This is a genomic window from Kitasatospora sp. NPDC059827 (genome assembly GCF_042731675.1).
Taxonomy (GTDB): Bacteria; Actinomycetota; Actinomycetes; order Streptomycetales; family Streptomycetaceae; genus Kitasatospora.
Genome location: NZ_JBHWIV010000037.1, coordinates 52,146 through 68,478, shown reverse-complemented (window position 1 = coordinate 68,478; position 16,333 = coordinate 52,146). Strand labels below are relative to the sequence as shown.

At 74.3% G+C, this 16,333-nt stretch carries 13 protein-coding genes; 8 read left to right on the top strand and 5 right to left on the bottom strand.

Annotated features, from left to right (window positions below; genetic code table 11):
• Positions 1–94 precede the first annotated feature (94 nt).
• The 5 genes from ACFV8H_RS23235 to ACFV8H_RS23215 form a co-directional block, all read right to left on the bottom strand.
• Complete coding sequence (locus ACFV8H_RS23235) at positions 95–508, bottom strand: VOC family protein (RefSeq protein WP_350503315.1); 414 nt, start codon at positions 506–508, stop codon at positions 95–97.
• A 151-nt stretch (positions 509–659) separates the two neighbouring features.
• Positions 660–1,403: a class I SAM-dependent methyltransferase gene (locus ACFV8H_RS23230; RefSeq protein ID WP_380403035.1), complete on the bottom strand. Its 744-nt coding sequence runs from the start codon at positions 1,401–1,403 to the stop codon at positions 660–662.
• 88 nt (positions 1,404–1,491) lie between these two features.
• Positions 1,492–2,262: a class I SAM-dependent methyltransferase gene (locus tag ACFV8H_RS23225; RefSeq protein ID WP_380403032.1), complete on the bottom strand. Its 771-nt coding sequence runs from the start codon at positions 2,260–2,262 to the stop codon at positions 1,492–1,494.
• Positions 2,255–2,758: an N-acetyltransferase gene (locus tag ACFV8H_RS23220; protein WP_380403029.1), complete on the bottom strand. Its 504-nt coding sequence runs from the start codon at positions 2,756–2,758 to the stop codon at positions 2,255–2,257. Before ACFV8H_RS23220 ends, ACFV8H_RS23225 begins: the two co-directional genes overlap by 8 nt.
• A 110-nt stretch (positions 2,759–2,868) precedes the next feature.
• Entirely contained in the window at positions 2,869–3,375 is a 507-nt protein-coding gene (locus ACFV8H_RS23215; protein ID WP_380403026.1) for a nuclear transport factor 2 family protein, read from the bottom strand.
• Between the two features lie 136 nt (positions 3,376–3,511).
• Here ACFV8H_RS23215 and ACFV8H_RS23210 point away from each other — a divergent pair, with 136 nt between their 5' ends.
• The 8 genes from ACFV8H_RS23210 to ACFV8H_RS23175 all read left to right on the top strand — a co-directional run bounded on the left by ACFV8H_RS23210 (position 3,512) and on the right by ACFV8H_RS23175 (position 16,332).
• The gene (locus ACFV8H_RS23210; protein WP_380403023.1) at positions 3,512–4,408 is read left to right on the top strand and encodes a LysR family transcriptional regulator; all 897 of its coding nucleotides are present in this window, start codon (positions 3,512–3,514) and stop codon (positions 4,406–4,408) included.
• Positions 4,409–4,556: 148 nt separating this feature from the next.
• Positions 4,557–6,266 (top strand): acyclic terpene utilization AtuA family protein, encoded by a 1,710-nt coding sequence (locus ACFV8H_RS23205; RefSeq protein WP_380403020.1) that lies wholly within the window; start codon positions 4,557–4,559, stop codon positions 6,264–6,266.
• Positions 6,263–7,861, top strand: coding sequence for an acyl-CoA carboxylase subunit beta (locus ACFV8H_RS23200; protein ID WP_380403017.1), 1,599 nt, complete (start codon positions 6,263–6,265; stop codon positions 7,859–7,861). The genes ACFV8H_RS23205 and ACFV8H_RS23200 overlap by 4 nt, the downstream gene beginning before the upstream one ends.
• Positions 7,862–7,869: 8 nt before the next feature.
• Positions 7,870–9,870: a biotin carboxylase N-terminal domain-containing protein gene (locus tag ACFV8H_RS23195; protein WP_380403014.1), complete on the top strand. Its 2,001-nt coding sequence runs from the start codon at positions 7,870–7,872 to the stop codon at positions 9,868–9,870.
• Between the two features lie 55 nt (positions 9,871–9,925).
• Positions 9,926–11,098, top strand: coding sequence for an acyl-CoA dehydrogenase family protein (locus ACFV8H_RS23190; RefSeq protein ID WP_380403011.1), 1,173 nt, complete (start codon positions 9,926–9,928; stop codon positions 11,096–11,098).
• Positions 11,099–11,328: 230 nt separating this feature from the next.
• The gene (locus tag ACFV8H_RS23185; protein ID WP_380403008.1) at positions 11,329–12,915 is read left to right on the top strand and encodes a 4-coumarate--CoA ligase family protein; all 1,587 of its coding nucleotides are present in this window, start codon (positions 11,329–11,331) and stop codon (positions 12,913–12,915) included.
• A gap of 185 nt (positions 12,916–13,100) precedes the next feature.
• Positions 13,101–13,721 (top strand): TetR/AcrR family transcriptional regulator, encoded by a 621-nt coding sequence (locus tag ACFV8H_RS23180; protein WP_375886544.1) that lies wholly within the window; start codon positions 13,101–13,103, stop codon positions 13,719–13,721.
• A 145-nt stretch (positions 13,722–13,866) separates the two neighbouring features.
• The gene (locus tag ACFV8H_RS23175) at positions 13,867–16,332 is read left to right on the top strand and encodes a SpoIIE family protein phosphatase (RefSeq protein WP_380403005.1); all 2,466 of its coding nucleotides are present in this window, start codon (positions 13,867–13,869) and stop codon (positions 16,330–16,332) included.
• Position 16,333 lies beyond the last annotated feature (1 nt).

The following is a 16,333-nucleotide window of genomic DNA, read 5'->3' as shown; positions in this document are numbered from 1 at the left end:
GGCGGCGGTGCGGTCGGGGGGGTTGTGGGGTCCAAATGCGGCGGGCCCCCCGCCCCGCCCGGGCGGGTGGGGGCGGGGGCGGGCCCGGGAGGGGTCAGCGCACTTCGTTGAAGCGGACCATGTTGCCCGCCGGGTCGCGGAAGGCGCAGTCGCGGACGCCGTACGGCTGCAGGGTCGGCTCCTGGACGAGCTCCGCGCCGCCGGACTTCAACCGGTCGAACACGCCGTCCAGGTCGGCGGTGGCGAGCACCACCCGGGCGTACGTCCCCTTGGCCATCATCTCGGTGATGGTACGCCGCTCGTCCTCGGTGATGCCCGGGTCCGCGAACGGCGGCTCCAGCACCAGCGACACGCCGGGCTGCCCGGCGGGCCCGACGGTGATCCACCGCATCGGGCCGCCGCCGACGTCCTGGCGGACCTCGAAGCCGAGCAGGTCGCGGTAGAAGGCGAGCGAGGCCTCGGGGTCGGTGTGGGGGAGGAAGGTCCAGTGAATGCTGATGTCGTTCATGAGTGCAACGCTAGGCGCGGCCCCCGGGCGGGCGCTTCTCGAAAACTGATCGCCTCCCCGGGAAACCGATCGACCCCGGGGAGCGGCGGGTGTGGTCGCCGTCCCCCGGGGTCGATGGTCACGCGCAGCGTGCGGTGCTCAGCGCTGCCGCTCAGGCGCGGCAGCGCAGCATCTCCAGCGGCGGGTGGGCGAGCACGTCCGCCCAGAACTCCTCGCCGTACTCGCGCAGGCCCTCCTCGGAGATCCCCAGCGGCACCCACTCGAGATCGGAGAACCCGGCCTCGCGCAGCGCCTCCTCGTAGACCTCACGGCGCGGGACGGTCCCGAGGATGCTGATCGGCCGGGGGTCGAGCAGCGCGGTCACCCGCACCCGCGGTCCGGTCTCGACGTGCTCCCCGGTCGGCTCGCAGCGGAACCCGTACTGCTCCAGGGTGAGACAGTCGAAGGCGTAGTCCGGCTTCTGGGCGAAGACGAAGAGCTCCCCGCCCGGCACCAGGCTGCGGTGGACGGCGCGACACATCCGGTCCAGCGACGCGCGGTCCTCCGCGTAGTTGAGGCACTGCACCGCCAGCACCACGTCGAACTGCCGCTCCAGTTCGCGCAGTTCGGCCACATCGCCGACCTCGTAGCGCACCCCCAGCGGGTCGCGCTGCTCGAACGACTCGGCGGCGGCGATCATCTCGGTGGAGATGTCGACCCCGAGCACCTCCGCGGCGCCGCGCCGACGGACCTCGCGACTGTAGAAGCCCGTCCCGCACGCCAGGTCGAGGACGGCCTTGCCGCGGACGTCCCCGACCATCGCGAGGAAGCTCGGCACCTCGCCGAACCGCGTCAGCGGCAGGGCCTTGAAGCCCTCGAACGCCTCGCCGATCCCGTCGTACTGCTGCACGCTCATCGTGTCGTCCTCCCGTGTGCGCAGCCCAGTGCTGTGCTGGGAAGTCTGGCGCAGCCCGACGCGCCGTCGTACTGGCAGAAGCCACGAATCAGCGGCGCCGAGCGAGGTGGACGGTGATGTCCGCGTCCAGTCCGAGGCGCTCCGGCAGCACCGCCAGGATCCGGCGGAACACCTCCGCCCGGGCGTCCTCCGGCAGCAGCAGATAGGCCGAGACCGTCGACAGGTGGCCGAGGTACTCCTCCGGACCGATCGTCAACCGCCTTGGCAGCAAAAGCTGTTGCACCCGGTCGAACCGCTCGGAGCGCTGCAGCTCGGTGCCCGGCCACTGCAGCTCCTGCTCCGGCGGCGTGCCGTCCGGGGACGGCACGTCATCGCTCGCCAGGAACGGCGCCCGCACCACCCGTACGGCTTCGGCCAGTTCGGGGTCGGCCAGCTGGACGGGCCCGCCGAAACAGGCGAACACGCCGCCCGGGCAAAGCAGTTCGGCCACCCGCTGCCAGCGGCCCGCCGGGCTGGTCCAGTGCAGTGCCGCCGCCGCGTACACCAGGTCGTACGGCCCGTCCGGCGGCAGCTCCTCGAACGCGGCGCGCACCGTCCGGACGCTGCCCGGGGTGTGCCGGCGCAGCTCGGCGAGCATGGCGGCGTCCGGCTCGGTCGCGGTCACGGCGACGCCGTGGCCAGCGAACAGCCGGGTGGCCTTGCCCGTCCCGGCCCCGATCTCCAGCGCTGTCCGCACCGGCCCGCCCGCGTGCTCCGCGGCGTACCGCGCGACCAGGTCGAAGAGCTCCGCCGGATACCCGGGCCGGTACCGCTCGTAGGCCTCCGCGACCGTCCCGAAGCTCAGCGCGCGCTCAGGCACCCGGAGCCTCCGGCAGGGCCAGCCACTCCTCCCAGCTGAGGTCGCGCCCCAGGAACCGCGGCTGCCGGAACGGCCATTCGGCGGCGATCCACCGCGGCACCAGTGCGTCGAAGGCCCGCTCCACCTCGCTGCCGACCAGGCCGTCCACCACCCACCAGGAGACCTCGCCGTCCGCCCCGGCCCGCTCCGGCGGATCGATGTACACGCACCCGTGCACGGCCGTCTCGGCGGCGTCCAGCAGCACGTAGTTGAACGACTGGTGGGCGGCGATCTCCCGCTCGTGCCGGGCGAGGTCGATCCGGTTCGCCTCGGCCGTGATCGTCGCCGCCGGCCACCCCCAGGCCGGCCCGAAGATCCCGAACAGCCGCTCCCGGGACCCCATCACCGCCGGATAGTCCATCGGCGCGTCCGCCTCCCGGATCGGCCGCAGGTGGTACGCGCCGTCGAGCAGCGGCACGTGGAGGGGATGGACGAAATCAGCGGGAAGCCAGGTCATACCCCCGAGGCTATCCACCGTCACCCCGCGACCGCACCGAATATCCCGCGCCACCGGGGAGTGGCCCGCCCGGGCGCCCGGTGCCTGCGAGTGCTCCGGTGCCGCTCGGCTCAGCCGAAGATCGCCTTGGGCTCACCGGTGAGCCACACGTTGTCGATCCGCACCCGGTGCATCAGCCAGCGCCCGCCGTCCCGGTGCAGCTCGACGTCGTAGCGGTTCTTCAACAGCGCGTGCGTCGCCGGGGCGGCCGTCAGCAGGTGCTGGGCCTCGACGAGGGCGGTGAGCCGGGCGCGGTCGCCGTCCACGGTGATCCGGGGGTTGGTGATCTGGTGGGTGGTGGTCACCCGCCCGGCGAACATGCCGAGGATGGTCGTGACGATGTGGTCCCGGCCGGTCATCAGGGGAGGCTCGGCGCCCCACGCGGCGGCCGCGGGGCGGAAGTCCAGTTCAGCGTCCGGGGTGAAGGAGGAGGCGAAGAGCTCGCGGTCCTGGAGGTCCTGGCCGAGGCCGAAGCGGAGCAGGGCGTCCAGGATCTCGGTCCGGTCGCGCAGCTCGGCGGCGACGGCGGCCGGGTCGTCGGCGGGTGCGGTGAGGGCGCGGTCGGTGGTGATGTACACGGCGGAACTCCCGGTCGGGTGGCTGTTGTTCGGTGACGGGTCCACCCTCCCGCCGGAACGGCCGGACGATCAACGGGTGACTGTGCAACGATCGTGAACCGAGGCTTAACGAAGTGGTGGGGGAGAGGCGGCAAGGGTGCTGGAGCGGCACGAGATCGAGGCGTTCCTGGCGCTCTCCGAGGAACTCCACTTCGGGCGGACGGCCGAACGGCTGCACGTCTCCACCGCACGGATCAGCCAGACCGTGCGGAAGCTGGAACGCCGCGTCGGCGCACCGCTGTTCGCCCGGACGAGCCGCCGGGTGGAGCCGACCGCGCTCGGCGCCCAGCTGGCGCAGGAGCTGCGGCCCGCGTGGGAGGCGGTCGGCGCCGCCGTCCGGCGGGTCGCCGACGCCGGGCACGGCCGCACCGGAACGCTGCGGGTGGCGTTCGCGGGTCCGGCGGCGGGGCAGCTGCTCATCGGCGTCGCGGAGCGCTTCCGGGAACGGCTGCCGGGCTGGGACGCAACCCTCCGGGAGGCCGAACTCGTCGACCGGATCCGCCTGTTGCGGGCGGGCGAGGTGGACCTGGTGTTCGCGGAGTACCCGCTGCGCGAGCCCGACCTGGTGCCGGGCCCGGTCCTGGTGAGCGAGCCCCGGATGATCGCCCTGCCCGCCGGCCACCCGCTCGCGCAGCAGGACGCCGTCACACCGGAGGAGCTGGCCGGGATCCCGCTCGTCCGACTGCCCGCCGCCGTACCGGAGTCCTTCCGGGCCGACCGCACCCCGGCCCGGACACCGGCCGGGCGGCCGATCCCGTCCGGCCCGGAGGGCGGCACCCTGAACGAGATCCTCAGCCTCGTCGGCGCGGGCCGGGCCGCCTTCCCGCTCGGCGCCCAGGCCCGCCGCTACCACCCCCGCCCCGACGTCACCTACCGCCCGCTGACCGGCGCACCCCCGGTCCGGTGGGGCCTGCTCCACCACCGCGACCGCGCCACCCAGGCCACGGAGGCCTTCCACCACGCGGCCCGGGACCTCCTCGGCACCGCGGACTGACCCCCCTGGCCCCGCCGGCCGGTCGGAGCGATGCCGATGGCGGGAAAACAAGCAGGCATGATTGCTTTTTTCTGCGGCCGGTGCCACGCTGCTGCGCGGCGCCGCTCGTGCGGGGCGGCGCCAACAGGCCGGTAGGGGAGGCGCTTTGGTGCGCGGAGGATCGGTACTGCGGGTCGGCAATGCCTCGGGGTTCTACGGGGACCGGTTCGCGGCGGTGCGGGAGATGCTCACGGGTGGGCCGTTGGACGTGCTCACCGGGGACTACCTCGCCGAGTTGACCATGCTGATCCTGGCGCGGGACCGGCTGCGGGACCCGTCGCTCGGGTACGCCCGGACCTTCCTGCGGCAGATGGAGGAGTGCCTCGGCCTGGCCCGGGACCGCGGTGTGCGGGTCGTGGTGAACGCGGGCGGCCTCAACCCGGCCCGGCTCGCCGAGCGGTTGCGGGAGCTGGCCCAGCGCCTGGGAGTGCCGACCGCCGTCGCCCACGTCGAGGGGGACGACCTACTGTTGCGCCGGGAGGAACTCGGCCTGCCCGAGCACCTGTTGGCCGCCAACGCCTACCTGGGCGGGTTCGGCGTCGCCGCCTGCCTGACGGAGGGGGCGGACGTCGTGGTGACCGGGCGGGTGACGGACGCCGCACTGGTGGCCGGGCCGGCGATCGCCCACTTCGGCTGGGGCCCGGACGAGCTGGACGCCCTCGCCGGGGCGGTGCTGGCCGGGCACGTGCTGGAGTGCGGGGCGCAGGCGACCGGTGGCAACTACGCCTTCTTCGGCGAGCACGACGTGGACCACCCGGGCTTCCCGCTGGCCGAGCTGCACGCCGACGGCTCCAGCGTGATCACCAAACACCCCGGGACGGGCGGGGCCGTCACGATCGGCACGGTCACCGCCCAACTCCTGTACGAGACCGGCGGAGCGCACTACCTCGGCCCCGACGTGACCGCCCGGCTGGACTCCGTGCGGCTCAGCGAGGAGGGCCCGGACCGGGTGCGGATCGACGGCGTGCGCGGCGAGGCCCCGCCGCCGACCCTCAAGGTCGGCCTGAACCGGCTCGGCGGCCACCGCAACGAAGTGGTCTTCGTCCTGACCGGCCTGGACATCGAGGCCAAGGCCGCCCTGGTGCAGCGCCAGTTCGCCGCCGCCCTGCCGCCCGAGGTCCGCCCGGCCGAGCTGCGCTGGACCCTGGCCCGCACCGACCACCCGGACGCCGACACCGAGGAGGCCGCGTCCGCCCTGCTCCGGCTGACCGCCCGGGACCGGGATCCGGCCAAGGTCGGTCGCGAACTCGGCAAGGCCGCCGTGGAATTGGGCCTCGCCGGCTACCCGGGCTTCCACCTCACCGCCCCACCCGGCCCGGGCGCCCCGTACGGGGTGTTCACCGCCGCGTACCTGGACGCGAAGCTGGTCGAGCACACCGCGGTGCTGCCGGACGGCCGCCGGATCACCGTCCCGCCCGCCCCCGTCACCGGCCAAGTCCCCTCCGTCGAGGCCGAGTTGCCCCTGCCCCTGCCCCTGCCTCCGGGCCCGACCCGCCGCGCTTCGCTCGGCCTGGTGCTCGGCGCCCGCAGCGGCGACAAGGGCGGCGACGCCAACCTGGGCGTCTGGGCCCGCAGCGAGGACGCCTGGCGCTGGCTGGCGCACACCCTCACCGTCGACCGGCTGCGCGAACTTCTCCCCGAGACCGCCGACCTGCCCGTCACCCGGCACCTGCTGCCGAACCTCAGGGCCGTCAACTTCACCCTCACCGGCCTGCTCGGCGAGGGCGTCGCCGCCCAGCACCGCTTCGACCCGCAGGCGAAGGCCCTGGGCGAGTGGCTGCGCTCGCGCCACCTCGACATCCCGGAGGTTCTCCTGTGACCGCCCTGCCCACCCGCGTCGACCCGGCCGGGCCCGAGTACGCGGAGCACCGTGCCGCGATGGTCGCCAAGTTGGCGGAGCTGGACGCCGAGCACGCCAAGGCGCTGGCCGGCGGCGGCCCCAAGTACGTGGAGCGCCACCGCAAGCGGGGCAAGCTGCTGGCCCGGGAGCGGATCGAGCTACTGGTGGACCAGGACTCGCCGTTCCTGGAGCTGTCCCCGCTGGCGGCCTGGGGCAGCGACCACCCGGTGGGCGCCGCGCTGGTCACCGGCATCGGGGTGGTCGAGGGCGTGGAGTGCGTGATCACCGCCAACGACCCGACGGTGCGCGGCGGCGCCAGCAACCCGTGGACGCTGCGCAAGGCCCTGCGGGCCAACGAGATCGCGCTGCAGAACCGGCTCCCGGTGGTCAACCTGGTGGAGTCGGGCGGGGCGGACCTGCCCAGCCAGAAGGAGATCTTCATCCCGGGCGGCGCCCTGTTCCGCGACCTGACCCGGCTCTCGGCGGCCGGGATCCCCACCGTGGCCGTGGTGTTCGGCAATTCGACGGCCGGCGGCGCCTACGTGCCGGGGATGTCGGACCACACCGTGCTGGTCAAGGAGCGCGCCAAGGTGTTCCTCGGCGGCCCGCCGCTGGTGAAGATGGCGACCGGCGAGGAGGCCGACGACGAGTCGCTGGGCGGCGCCGAGATGCACGCCCGCAGCTCCGGCCTGGCCGACCACTTCGCGGTGGACGAGGCGGACGCGCTGCGGATCGCCCGCCGGATCGTCGCCCGGCTGGAGCACCGCAAGCCGGGCCCCGGCCCGGACCGCTCGGCCGCGCCGCCGGCGTACGACGAGGAGGAGCTGCTGGGCATCGTCCCGGGGGACCTCAAGGTGCCCTTCGACCCGCGCGAGGTGATCGCCCGGATCGTCGACGGCTCCGACTTCGACGAGTTCAAGCCGCTGTACGGCACCAGTCTGGCCACCGGCTGGGCCCGGCTGCACGGCTACCCGGTCGGCATCCTGGCCAACGCCCAGGGCGTGCTGTTCAGCGCGGAGTCCCAGAAGGCCGCCCAGTTCATCCAGTTGGCGAACCAGCGGAACACCCCGCTGCTGTTCCTGCACAACACCACCGGCTACATGGTCGGCCGGGACTACGAGCAGGGCGGCATCATCAAGCACGGCGCGATGATGATCAACGCCGTCTCGAACTCCAAGGTCCCGCACCTGTCGGTGCTGCTCGGCGCCTCCTACGGGGCGGGCCACTACGGCATGTGCGGCCGGGCGTACGAGCCGCGCTTCCTGTTCTCCTGGCCGAGCGCCAAGTCCGCGGTGATGGGCCCGCAGCAGCTCGCCGGGGTGCTCTCGATCGTGGCCCGCCAGTCGGCGGCGGCGAAGGGGCAGCCGTACGACGAGGACGCGGACGCGGCGATCCGGGCGATGGTCGAGCAGCAGATCGAGGCGGAGTCGCTGCCGGTCTTCCTGTCCGGCCGGCTGTACGACGACGGCGTGATCGACCCGCGTGACACCCGTACGGTGCTGGGCCTGTGTCTGTCCGCGATCCACAACGCGCCGGTCGAGGGCGCGCGTGGCTACGGCGTCTTCCGGATGTGAGAGGTCAGATGATCACCAACCTGCTGGTCGCCAACCGCGGCGAGATCGCCCGCCGGGTGTTCCGCACCTGCCGGGAGCTCGGCATCGCGACCACCGCCGTCCACTCGGACCCGGACACCGGCGCCCCGCACGTGCGGGAGGCCGACGCGGCCGTACGGCTGCCCGGCGCCGCGCCCGCCGACACCTACCTGCGCGGAGAGCTGATCGTCCGGGCCGCTCTGCGGGCGGGGGCGGACGCCGTCCACCCGGGGTACGGATTCCTCTCCGAGAACGCGGAGTTCGCCCGGGCCGTGCTGGACGCCGGGCTGCTCTGGGTCGGTCCGCCGCCGGCCGCGATCGCCGCGATGGGCTCCAAGACGGCCGCCAAGCGGCTGATGGCCGAGGCCGGGGTGCCGGTGCTGGGCGCGCTCGCCGAGCCGACCGAGGCCGACCTGCCGGTGCTGGTGAAGGCCGCGGCGGGCGGCGGCGGCCGCGGCATGCGGGTGGTCGAACGGCTGGCGGACCTGCCCGGCGCACTGGCGGCGGCCCGGGCCGAGGCGGCCAAGGCCTTCGGCTCCGACGAGGTGTTCTGCGAGCGCTACCTGCCCAGCGGCCGGCACGTGGAGGTGCAGCTGCTCGCCGACGCCCACGGCACGGTGTGGGCGGTGGGCGACCGCGACTGCTCCTTGCAGCGGCGGCACCAGAAGGTGATCGAGGAGGCCCCGGCCCCCGGCCTGGCGCCGCAGGTGCGGGCCGCGTTGCACGCCGCGGCCGCGGACGCCGCCCGGGCGATCGGCTACGTCGGCGCCGGGACCGCCGAGTTCCTGCTCACCGGGGACGGCCGGTTCTACTTCCTGGAGATGAACACCCGGCTCCAGGTCGAGCACCCGGTCACCGAGGCGGTCACCGGCCTGGACCTGGTCGCGCTCCAACTCGCCGTCGCGGAGGGCGAGCAGCTGCCCGCGGGCGGGCCGCCGTCGAGCACCGGCCACGCGATCGAGGCCCGGCTGTACGCCGAGGACCCGGCGAAGGACTGGCAGCCCGCGACCGGCACCCTGCACCGCCTCGAACTGACCTCGGAGCACCAGGAGTTCGGCGGGCCCGGAGCGAGGACGGCTTCCGGACTGCGGTCGGACCCGGGAGTGCGCTCGGACCCGGGTCTGCGGTCGGACTCGTGGTTGCGGCTGGACTCCGGCGTGGCGGCCGGCAGCGAGATCAGCCCGCACTACGACGCGATGCTCGCCAAGGTGATCGTCCGGGCGCCGACCCGCGCCGCCGCCGCCCGGAAGCTGGCCGACGCGCTGGCCCGCGCCCGGATCCACGGGCCCTCCACCAACCGGGAGTTGCTGGTCCGCGCGCTGCGGCACCCGGCCTTCCTGGTCGGGCGGCTGCACACCGGCTTCCTGGCCGAGCACGCGGCCGAGCTGCTCGCCCCCGACGCCACGAGCGCCGGGCGGGCCGCCCTGGCCGCCGCCCTCGCCGACGCGGCCGCGCGCGGCACCGCGCTGCCGTCCGGCTGGCGCAACCTGCCCTCCCAGCCCCAGTCCAAGCGCTACCGGGCCCCCGACGGCGTCGAGTGGGAGGTCCGCTACCGCCGGACCAGGGGCGGCCTGGAGGCCGTCGACCACCCGGACGTCGAACTCGTCGAGGCCGAGGCCGGGTTCGTCCTGCTGCGCGAGGGCGAGGTGCAACGGCGCTACGACGTGGCCCGCTACGGCGACCGGGTGTACGTGGACTCCCCGACCGGCAGCACCGCGCTCACCGCGCTGCCGCGCTTCCCCGACCCGACCGCCCAGCGCGACCCGGGCGCCCTGCTCGCCCCGATGCCCGGCACCGTCCTGCGCACCACCGCCGCCGTCGGCGACACCGTGACCGCCGGCCAGGCGCTGCTGGTGCTGGAGGCGATGAAGATGGAGCACCGCGTCACCGCCCCGGCCGACGGCACCCTGGTGGACCTGCGCGTCACCCCGGGGCAGCAGGTCCGGCTCGGCGCCCTGCTCGCCGTCGTCAAGTCGCCCGAAGAGTCCTGATCCCCCGAAGAGTCCTGAGCACCGCCCGACCACCCGCACAGCGGAAGGACCACGCATGTCGTCCATCGGCAGTCAGCTCCTCGAAACCCCCGAACGCACCGCCCTGCGCCAGGCCGTCGGCGACCTCGGCCGCCGCTACGGCTCCGCCTACTACCTGGCCAAGGCCCGGGCCGGTGAGCCCGCCGAGGAGCTGTGGGCGGACGCGGGCAAGGCCGGCTACCTGGGCGTCAACCTGCCCGCCGAGTACGGCGGCGGGGGCGGCGGCATCAGCGACCTCGCCATCGTCCTGGAGGAACTCGGCACCGCGGGCTGCCCGTTGCTGCTGCTGATCGTCTCCCCGGCGATCTGCGGCACGGTGATAGCCCGGTACGGGACCGAGGAGCAGAAGCGGCGCTGGCTGCCCGGACTGGCCGACGGCAGCCGCAGGATGGCCTTCGGCATCACCGAGCCGGACGCGGGCAGCAACTCGCACCGGATCTCCACGGTCGCCCGCCGGGACGGCGAGGACTGGCTGCTGACCGGCCGCAAGGTCTTCGTCTCCGGCATCGACCACTCCGACGCGGTGCTGTTCGTGGCCCGCACCGAGGACGCCCGCACCGGCAAGCTCAAGCCCTGCCTGTTCGTCGTCCCCCGGGACACCCCCGGCTTCGAGTACCGGGCGATCCCGATGGAGCTGGTCGCCCCCGAGAAGCAGTTCCAGGTCTTCCTGGACGACGTCCGGCTGCCCGCCGACGCCCTGGTGGGCGACGAGAACGCCGGTCTGCTCCAACTGTTCGCGGGCCTCAACCCGGAGCGCATCCTGACCGCCGCCTTCTCCCTCGGGCTGGCCCGGCAGGCGCTCGGCAAGGCGGTGGAGTACGCGAAGACCCGCACGGTCTGGTCCACCCCGATCGGCGCCCACCAGGGCCTGGCGCACCCGCTGGCCCAGTGCGCGGTGGAGATCGAGCTGGCCCGGCTGATGACCCAGAAGGCCGGGCTGCTCTACGACGCGGGCGAGGACATGGCGGCCGGGGAGGCCGCCAACATGGCCAAGTACGCCGCCGGGGAGGCCGCCGCCCGGACGGTCGACCAGGCGGTGCAGACCCTGGGCGGCAACGGCCTCACCCAGGAGTACGGCCTGGGCGCCCTGCTCGCCGCCACCCGGGTCGGCCGGGTCGCCCCGGTCAGCCGGGAGATGATCCTCAACTTCGTCGCCCAGCACACCCTGGGCCTGCCCAAGTCCTACTGAGCCCCCGGCACCGAGGGGCGCGCGGCCGCCACCGCAGCGCGCAAGTCGTCACCGCGCGCCGGTCGGGTCGTCCGAGCGCCCTTCGGAGCAGCTGCGCCACGCCTGCCCCGCCCCCGGTTTCCCACAATGGCCCAGCCCCGCCCGGACTGTCCGTATGCTCCTGAACACGCCCCGTGCCATCCGCTCGCCCAATTTGGTTGCTGCGTCAACTTCCTTACTGGAGGCATGCCTTGGTGTTCCGTAGCGAGTTCCCGGACGTCCCCGTCATCGACCTGCCGATCCATGACGCGGTGCTCGCCGCCGCCGCCGGGTACGGCGAGCGGCCGGCGCTGATCGACGGCCTCACCGGGGAGGAGGTCAGCTACGCGCGGCTGGCCGCCTCCGTCGAGCGGGTCGCCGCCGGACTGGCGGAGACCGGGGTGGGCAAGGGCGACGTGGTGGCCCTGTTCAGCCCCAACTCGGTCACCTATCCGATGGCCTACTACGGTGCCAGCCGGGCCGGTGCCACCGTGACCACGGTGTCCTCCCTCAGCACCGCCCGCGAGCTGGCCGGCCAGCTCGCGGACAGCGCCGCCCGCTGCCTGATCACCGTCTCCCCGTTCCTGGCGACCGCCCGCGCCGCCGCCGAGCTGCTGGCCGCCGACGGCCGCCCGCCGGTCGAGGTGATCGTGCTGGACGGTGCCGAGGGCCACCGCTCGCTCGCCGACCTGCTGGCCGCCACCGGCCCCGCCCCGGAGCCCGCGATCGACCCGGGCGAGGACGTCGCCGTGCTGCCGTACTCCAGCGGCACCACCGGACTGCCCAAGGGGGTGATGCTCACCCACCGCTCGATCGCCACCAACCTGGCCCAGACCGACGCCCTCTACCGCCCCTCCGTCGGCGAACGGGTGCTCGCGGTGCTCCCCTTCTTCCACATCTACGGCCTGACGGCGCTGCTCAACCAGCCGCTGCGGTGCGGCGCCACCGTGGTGGTGCTGCCCCGCTTCGACCTGGAGCAGTTCTGCGGTGCGGTCGAGCGGCACCGGGTGCAGGGCCTGGTGGTCGCCCCGCCGATCGTGCTCGCGCTGGCCAAGCACCCGGTCGTGGCCGACTTCGACCTCTCCTCGGTCGAGTACCTGCTGTGCGCGGCCGCCCCGCTGGACCAGGAGCTCGCCGAGGCCTGCGCCCGCCGGCTGGGCCTGCCGCACCTGCTCCAGGGCTACGGGATGACCGAGCTGTCCCCGGTCACCCATGTCGTCTCCCCGACGGAGAGCGACCCGGTGCCCGGCTCGGTCGGCCGGATGGTCCCCTCCACCGAGCTGCGGGTCATCGCCCTGGACGGCTCCGGCCGGGACCTCGGGCCGGGGGAGCCGGGCGAGCTGCTGATCCGCGGCCCCCAGGTGATGAAGGGCTACTTCGGCCGCCCGTCCGACACCGCCGCCATGGTCGACGCCGAGGGCTGGCTGCACACCGGCGACATCGGCCACGTGGACGGGCGCGGCTACCTGTTCGTCGTCGACCGGGTCAAGGAGCTGATCAAGTACAAGGGGTACCAGGTCGCCCCCGCCGAACTGGAGGCCGTCCTGCTCGGCCACCCGCAGATCGCCGACGCCGCCGTGATCGGCGTCCGGGACGCCGACGGGACGGAGTGCCCCAAGGCCTTCGTGGTCCGCGCGCCCGGCAGCGGGCTCACCGCGGAGGAGGTCACCGGGTACGTCGCCGGGCAGGTCGCCCCCTACAAGAAGGTGCGCGCGGTGGAGTTCGTGGACGCCGTCCCCAAGTCGGCGGCCGGCAAGATCCTCCGCCGCGAACTGCGCGCCCGCGAGGCCGCCCGCTGAGACCCGCCGACCAGGACCCCGTCGGCCGGCACCGGGGCGGCCAGGTCCAGGGCGCTCAGGACCCCGCAGCCCAGGACCCGGGCGGCCGGAGGGTGCGGCCCGTCTGTGAGGATCGACCCGTGGCGCCCCGACCCGCCGCGCCCCGACCGGAGCAGACCCCATCGACACAGGAACCGCCACCCGCCATGACCAGCCAACCCGCCGTCCGCACCCCCCAGCAGGACCGCAGCCGAGCGACCCGGGCCCGGTTGCTCGCGGCCGCCGTGGACTGCCTGGCCGAGCTCGGCTGGCAGGGTTCCACCGTCACCGTGGTCGCGGAACGGGCCGGCGTCTCCCGGGGCGCCGCCCAGCACCACTTCCCGACCCGCGAGGACCTCTTCACCGCGGCCGTCGAGCACGTCACCGCCGAGCGGCTGGCAGCCGTCCGCGCCCACGCGGACGAGCTGCCGGCCGCCGGCCCCGACCGGACCCGGGCCGTGGTCGACATGATCGTCCGCCTCTACACCGGCCCGCTGTTCCGGGCCGCCCTGCACCTGTGGACCGCCGCCGCCACCGAGGACGGCCTGCGCGAGCGGATCGTCGCCCTGGAGGGCCACGTCGGCCGGGAGGCCCACCGGGCCGCCGTGGAGTTCCTGGACGCCGACGAGACCCGCCCGGGCGTGCGCGAATCGGTGCAGGCCACCCTGGACCTCGCCCGCGGACTCGGCCTGGCCAACCTGCTCACCGACGACAGCCTTCGACGTTCCGGAGTGATCCGGCAGTGGGCGGGCGTTCTGGAGAGTACGCTGCGGCCGGTACGCCCATGACGCCCGTACAACCGAGCGACCGGACGGCCCCTGACCAAGGGGTCGCCGGGCGGCCGATGTCCGTGCAGTCTGGAGAAGAACCCCGGCCGGCACCGACCGCGAGGCCCACCCGGCCGGGCACGAGCCGAACCGGGGTGCTGCCTGAATGCACGGACACGAGTGGGACGCGACCGCCGCCGCCGGCCCCGCGCCGAGCGGCGATCCCGTACGTCCGGACGGCCACCGCCTCGTCCCGCTCGCCACGGCCCTGCTGCAGAGCGACGGTCTGATCCTGCACTGGAGCGAGGACGCCGAGGCGCTGCTCGGCTACTCCGCCGAGGAGGCCGTCGGCAGCTACGCCGCCCGGCTGCTCACCGACGAGACCGACCGGCCCGCGGTGCTCGGCCTGTTCCAGCGGATCATGTCCGGCAGCGGCGCCTCCTTCGTCTTCCCGGTCCGTCACCGCGACGGCCACCGGGTCGAGCTGGAGTTCCGCACCTACCCGATCGCCGGACCGGCCGGCACCCTGCTGCTGCTCGCCACCGCCTCCGACACCCGGGCCCTGCACGCCGTCGAGGCCGACCTCGCGGTGCTGGACGGCGTCTTCGGCCGCTCCCCGATCGGCATGGCCGTCTACGACAGCGACCTGCGCTACGTCCGGATCAACGAGGCGCTGGCCCGGATGAACGGCGTGCCGGTCTCCGCCCACCTCGGCCGCCGGATATCCGCCGTCCTGCCCGGCATCAACAGCGGCGAGATCGAACAGACCATGCGACAGGTCCTGAAGACCGGCAAGCCCGTGGTGGACGCCCGCTCGCACGGCCGCGTCCCGGGCGACCCCAAGCGGGACCGCGCGTGGTCCGCCTCCTACTTCCGGCTGGAGGACTCCACCGGCCGGGTCTTCGGCGTCTGCTCCTCGATCATCGACGTCACCGAACGCTTCCAGGCCGAGGCCCGGGCCGCCCGGGCCCAGGAACGGCTGGCCACCATCGCCGAGGCCACCGCCCGGATCGGCACCACCCTCGACCTCCAGCGCACCGCCGAGGAACTCATCGAGGCCGTCGTCCCCCGGTTCGCCGACTTCGCCACCGTCGACCTGCTGGAACCGGTGCTGCGCGGGTCCGAGCCCACCCCGATCCCCTCCGACCGCTCCGTCACCCTGCGCGCCGTCGCGGTCGGCGAGAACTACGACACCGGCCTGGCGCACGCCGTGGACGTCGTCGGCGAGACCTCCGAGTACGCCCCCGACCGCAGCTACACCCAGTGCCTGCGCAGCGGGCGGCCGCTGCTGCGCGCCCACGTGGACGAGGAGGTGCTGCGCGGCCTGGTCTCCAGCGAGGACCGGGTCGCCCCCGGGATGGCCGCCGGCATCCACTCGTACCTGATGGTGCCGATCACCGCCCGGGGCATGGTCCTCGGCGGCTCCGAGTTCATCCGGATGCGCAACCCCGAGCCGTTCAACGACGCCGACGTCGCGCTCGCCGAGGAACTCGTCGCCCGCACCGCCCTGGCCCTGGACAACGCCCGGCTCTACCGCCGGGAGCGGGAGACCGCCCTCACCCTCCAGCGCAGCCTGCTGCCCCAGGAGATCCACCGCACTCTCGGGCTGGAGATCGCCTACCGCTACCTGCCCAGCAGCGTGGTCAGCGAGGTCGGCGGCGACTGGTTCGACGTGGTGCCGCTGTCCTGCGGGCGGGTCGCCCTGGTGGTCGGCGACGTGATGGGCCACGGCATCCGGGCCGCCGCCACCATGGGACAACTGCGCACCGTCGCCCGCACCCTGGCCACCCTGGACATGCCGCCCGAGCAGGTGCTCACCCGACTGGACGAGACCGCCTCCGGGATCGGCGAGGGCCAGTTCGCCACCTGCATCTGCGCGGTCTACGACCCGCTGGAGCGGACCATCCAGGTCGCCTCGGCCGGGCACCTGCCGCCGGTCTGGGTCGGCACCGACGGCACCGCCCGCAGGATCGAGGTGCCGCCCGGCGTCCCGCTCGGCGTCGGCGGGGTCGCCTTCGAGTCCATCGGCTTCACCCTCCCCGAGGGCGCCCTGCTCGCCCTCTACACCGACGGACTGGTGGAGCGGCGCGGCCAGGACCTGGACCACGGCATCGACCTGCTGGCCCGCACCCTGGCCGGGCCCGGCCGGACGCTGGAGGAGAGCTGCGACGCGGTGATCGGCGCCCTGGTCACCGACGGCACCGAGGACGACATCGCGATGATCATGGCCCGGGCGCTGCCGGTGCCGGCCGACCGGGTCGCCACCCTCCCGCTCACCGGCGGCGGCAAGCTCCCCGGCAAGGCCCGCCGCTTCACCCGGGCCGCCCTGGACGCCTGGGGCCTGAACGCGCTCTCCGACTACGCCGAACTGCTGGTCAGCGAACTGGTCACGAACGCCCTGCTGCACGCCGAGGCGCCGCGCCGGCTGCGGCTGTTCCGCGACCGGGTGCTCACCGTCGAGGTCTCCGACGCCGGCGGCGCGGCCCCGCAGCTGCGCCCCTTCGCGGAGCAGGACGAGGGCGGGCGCGGGATGTTCCTGGTCAGTGAACTCGCCCAGCGCTGGGGCAGCCGGCTGACCCGGGACGGCAAGGTGGTCTGGGCCGAGCTGGAACTGCCCTTCGGGGTCTCCTAGC

Coding starts and splice junctions, on each gene's coding strand:
- ACFV8H_RS23235 (WP_350503315.1), bottom strand. CDS start 508: ATGAACGACATCAGCATTCACTGGACCTTCCTCCCCCACACCGACCCC.
- ACFV8H_RS23230 (WP_380403035.1), bottom strand. CDS start 1,403: ATGAGCGTGCAGCAGTACGACGGGATCGGCGAGGCGTTCGAGGGCTTC.
- ACFV8H_RS23220 (WP_380403029.1), bottom strand. CDS start 2,758: ATGACCTGGCTTCCCGCTGATTTCGTCCATCCCCTCCACGTGCCGCTG.
- ACFV8H_RS23195 (WP_380403014.1), top strand. CDS start 7,870: ATGATCACCAACCTGCTGGTCGCCAACCGCGGCGAGATCGCCCGCCGG.
- ACFV8H_RS23190 (WP_380403011.1), top strand. CDS start 9,926: ATGTCGTCCATCGGCAGTCAGCTCCTCGAAACCCCCGAACGCACCGCC.
- ACFV8H_RS23180 (WP_375886544.1), top strand. CDS start 13,101: ATGACCAGCCAACCCGCCGTCCGCACCCCCCAGCAGGACCGCAGCCGA.
- ACFV8H_RS23175 (WP_380403005.1), top strand. CDS start 13,867: ATGCACGGACACGAGTGGGACGCGACCGCCGCCGCCGGCCCCGCGCCG.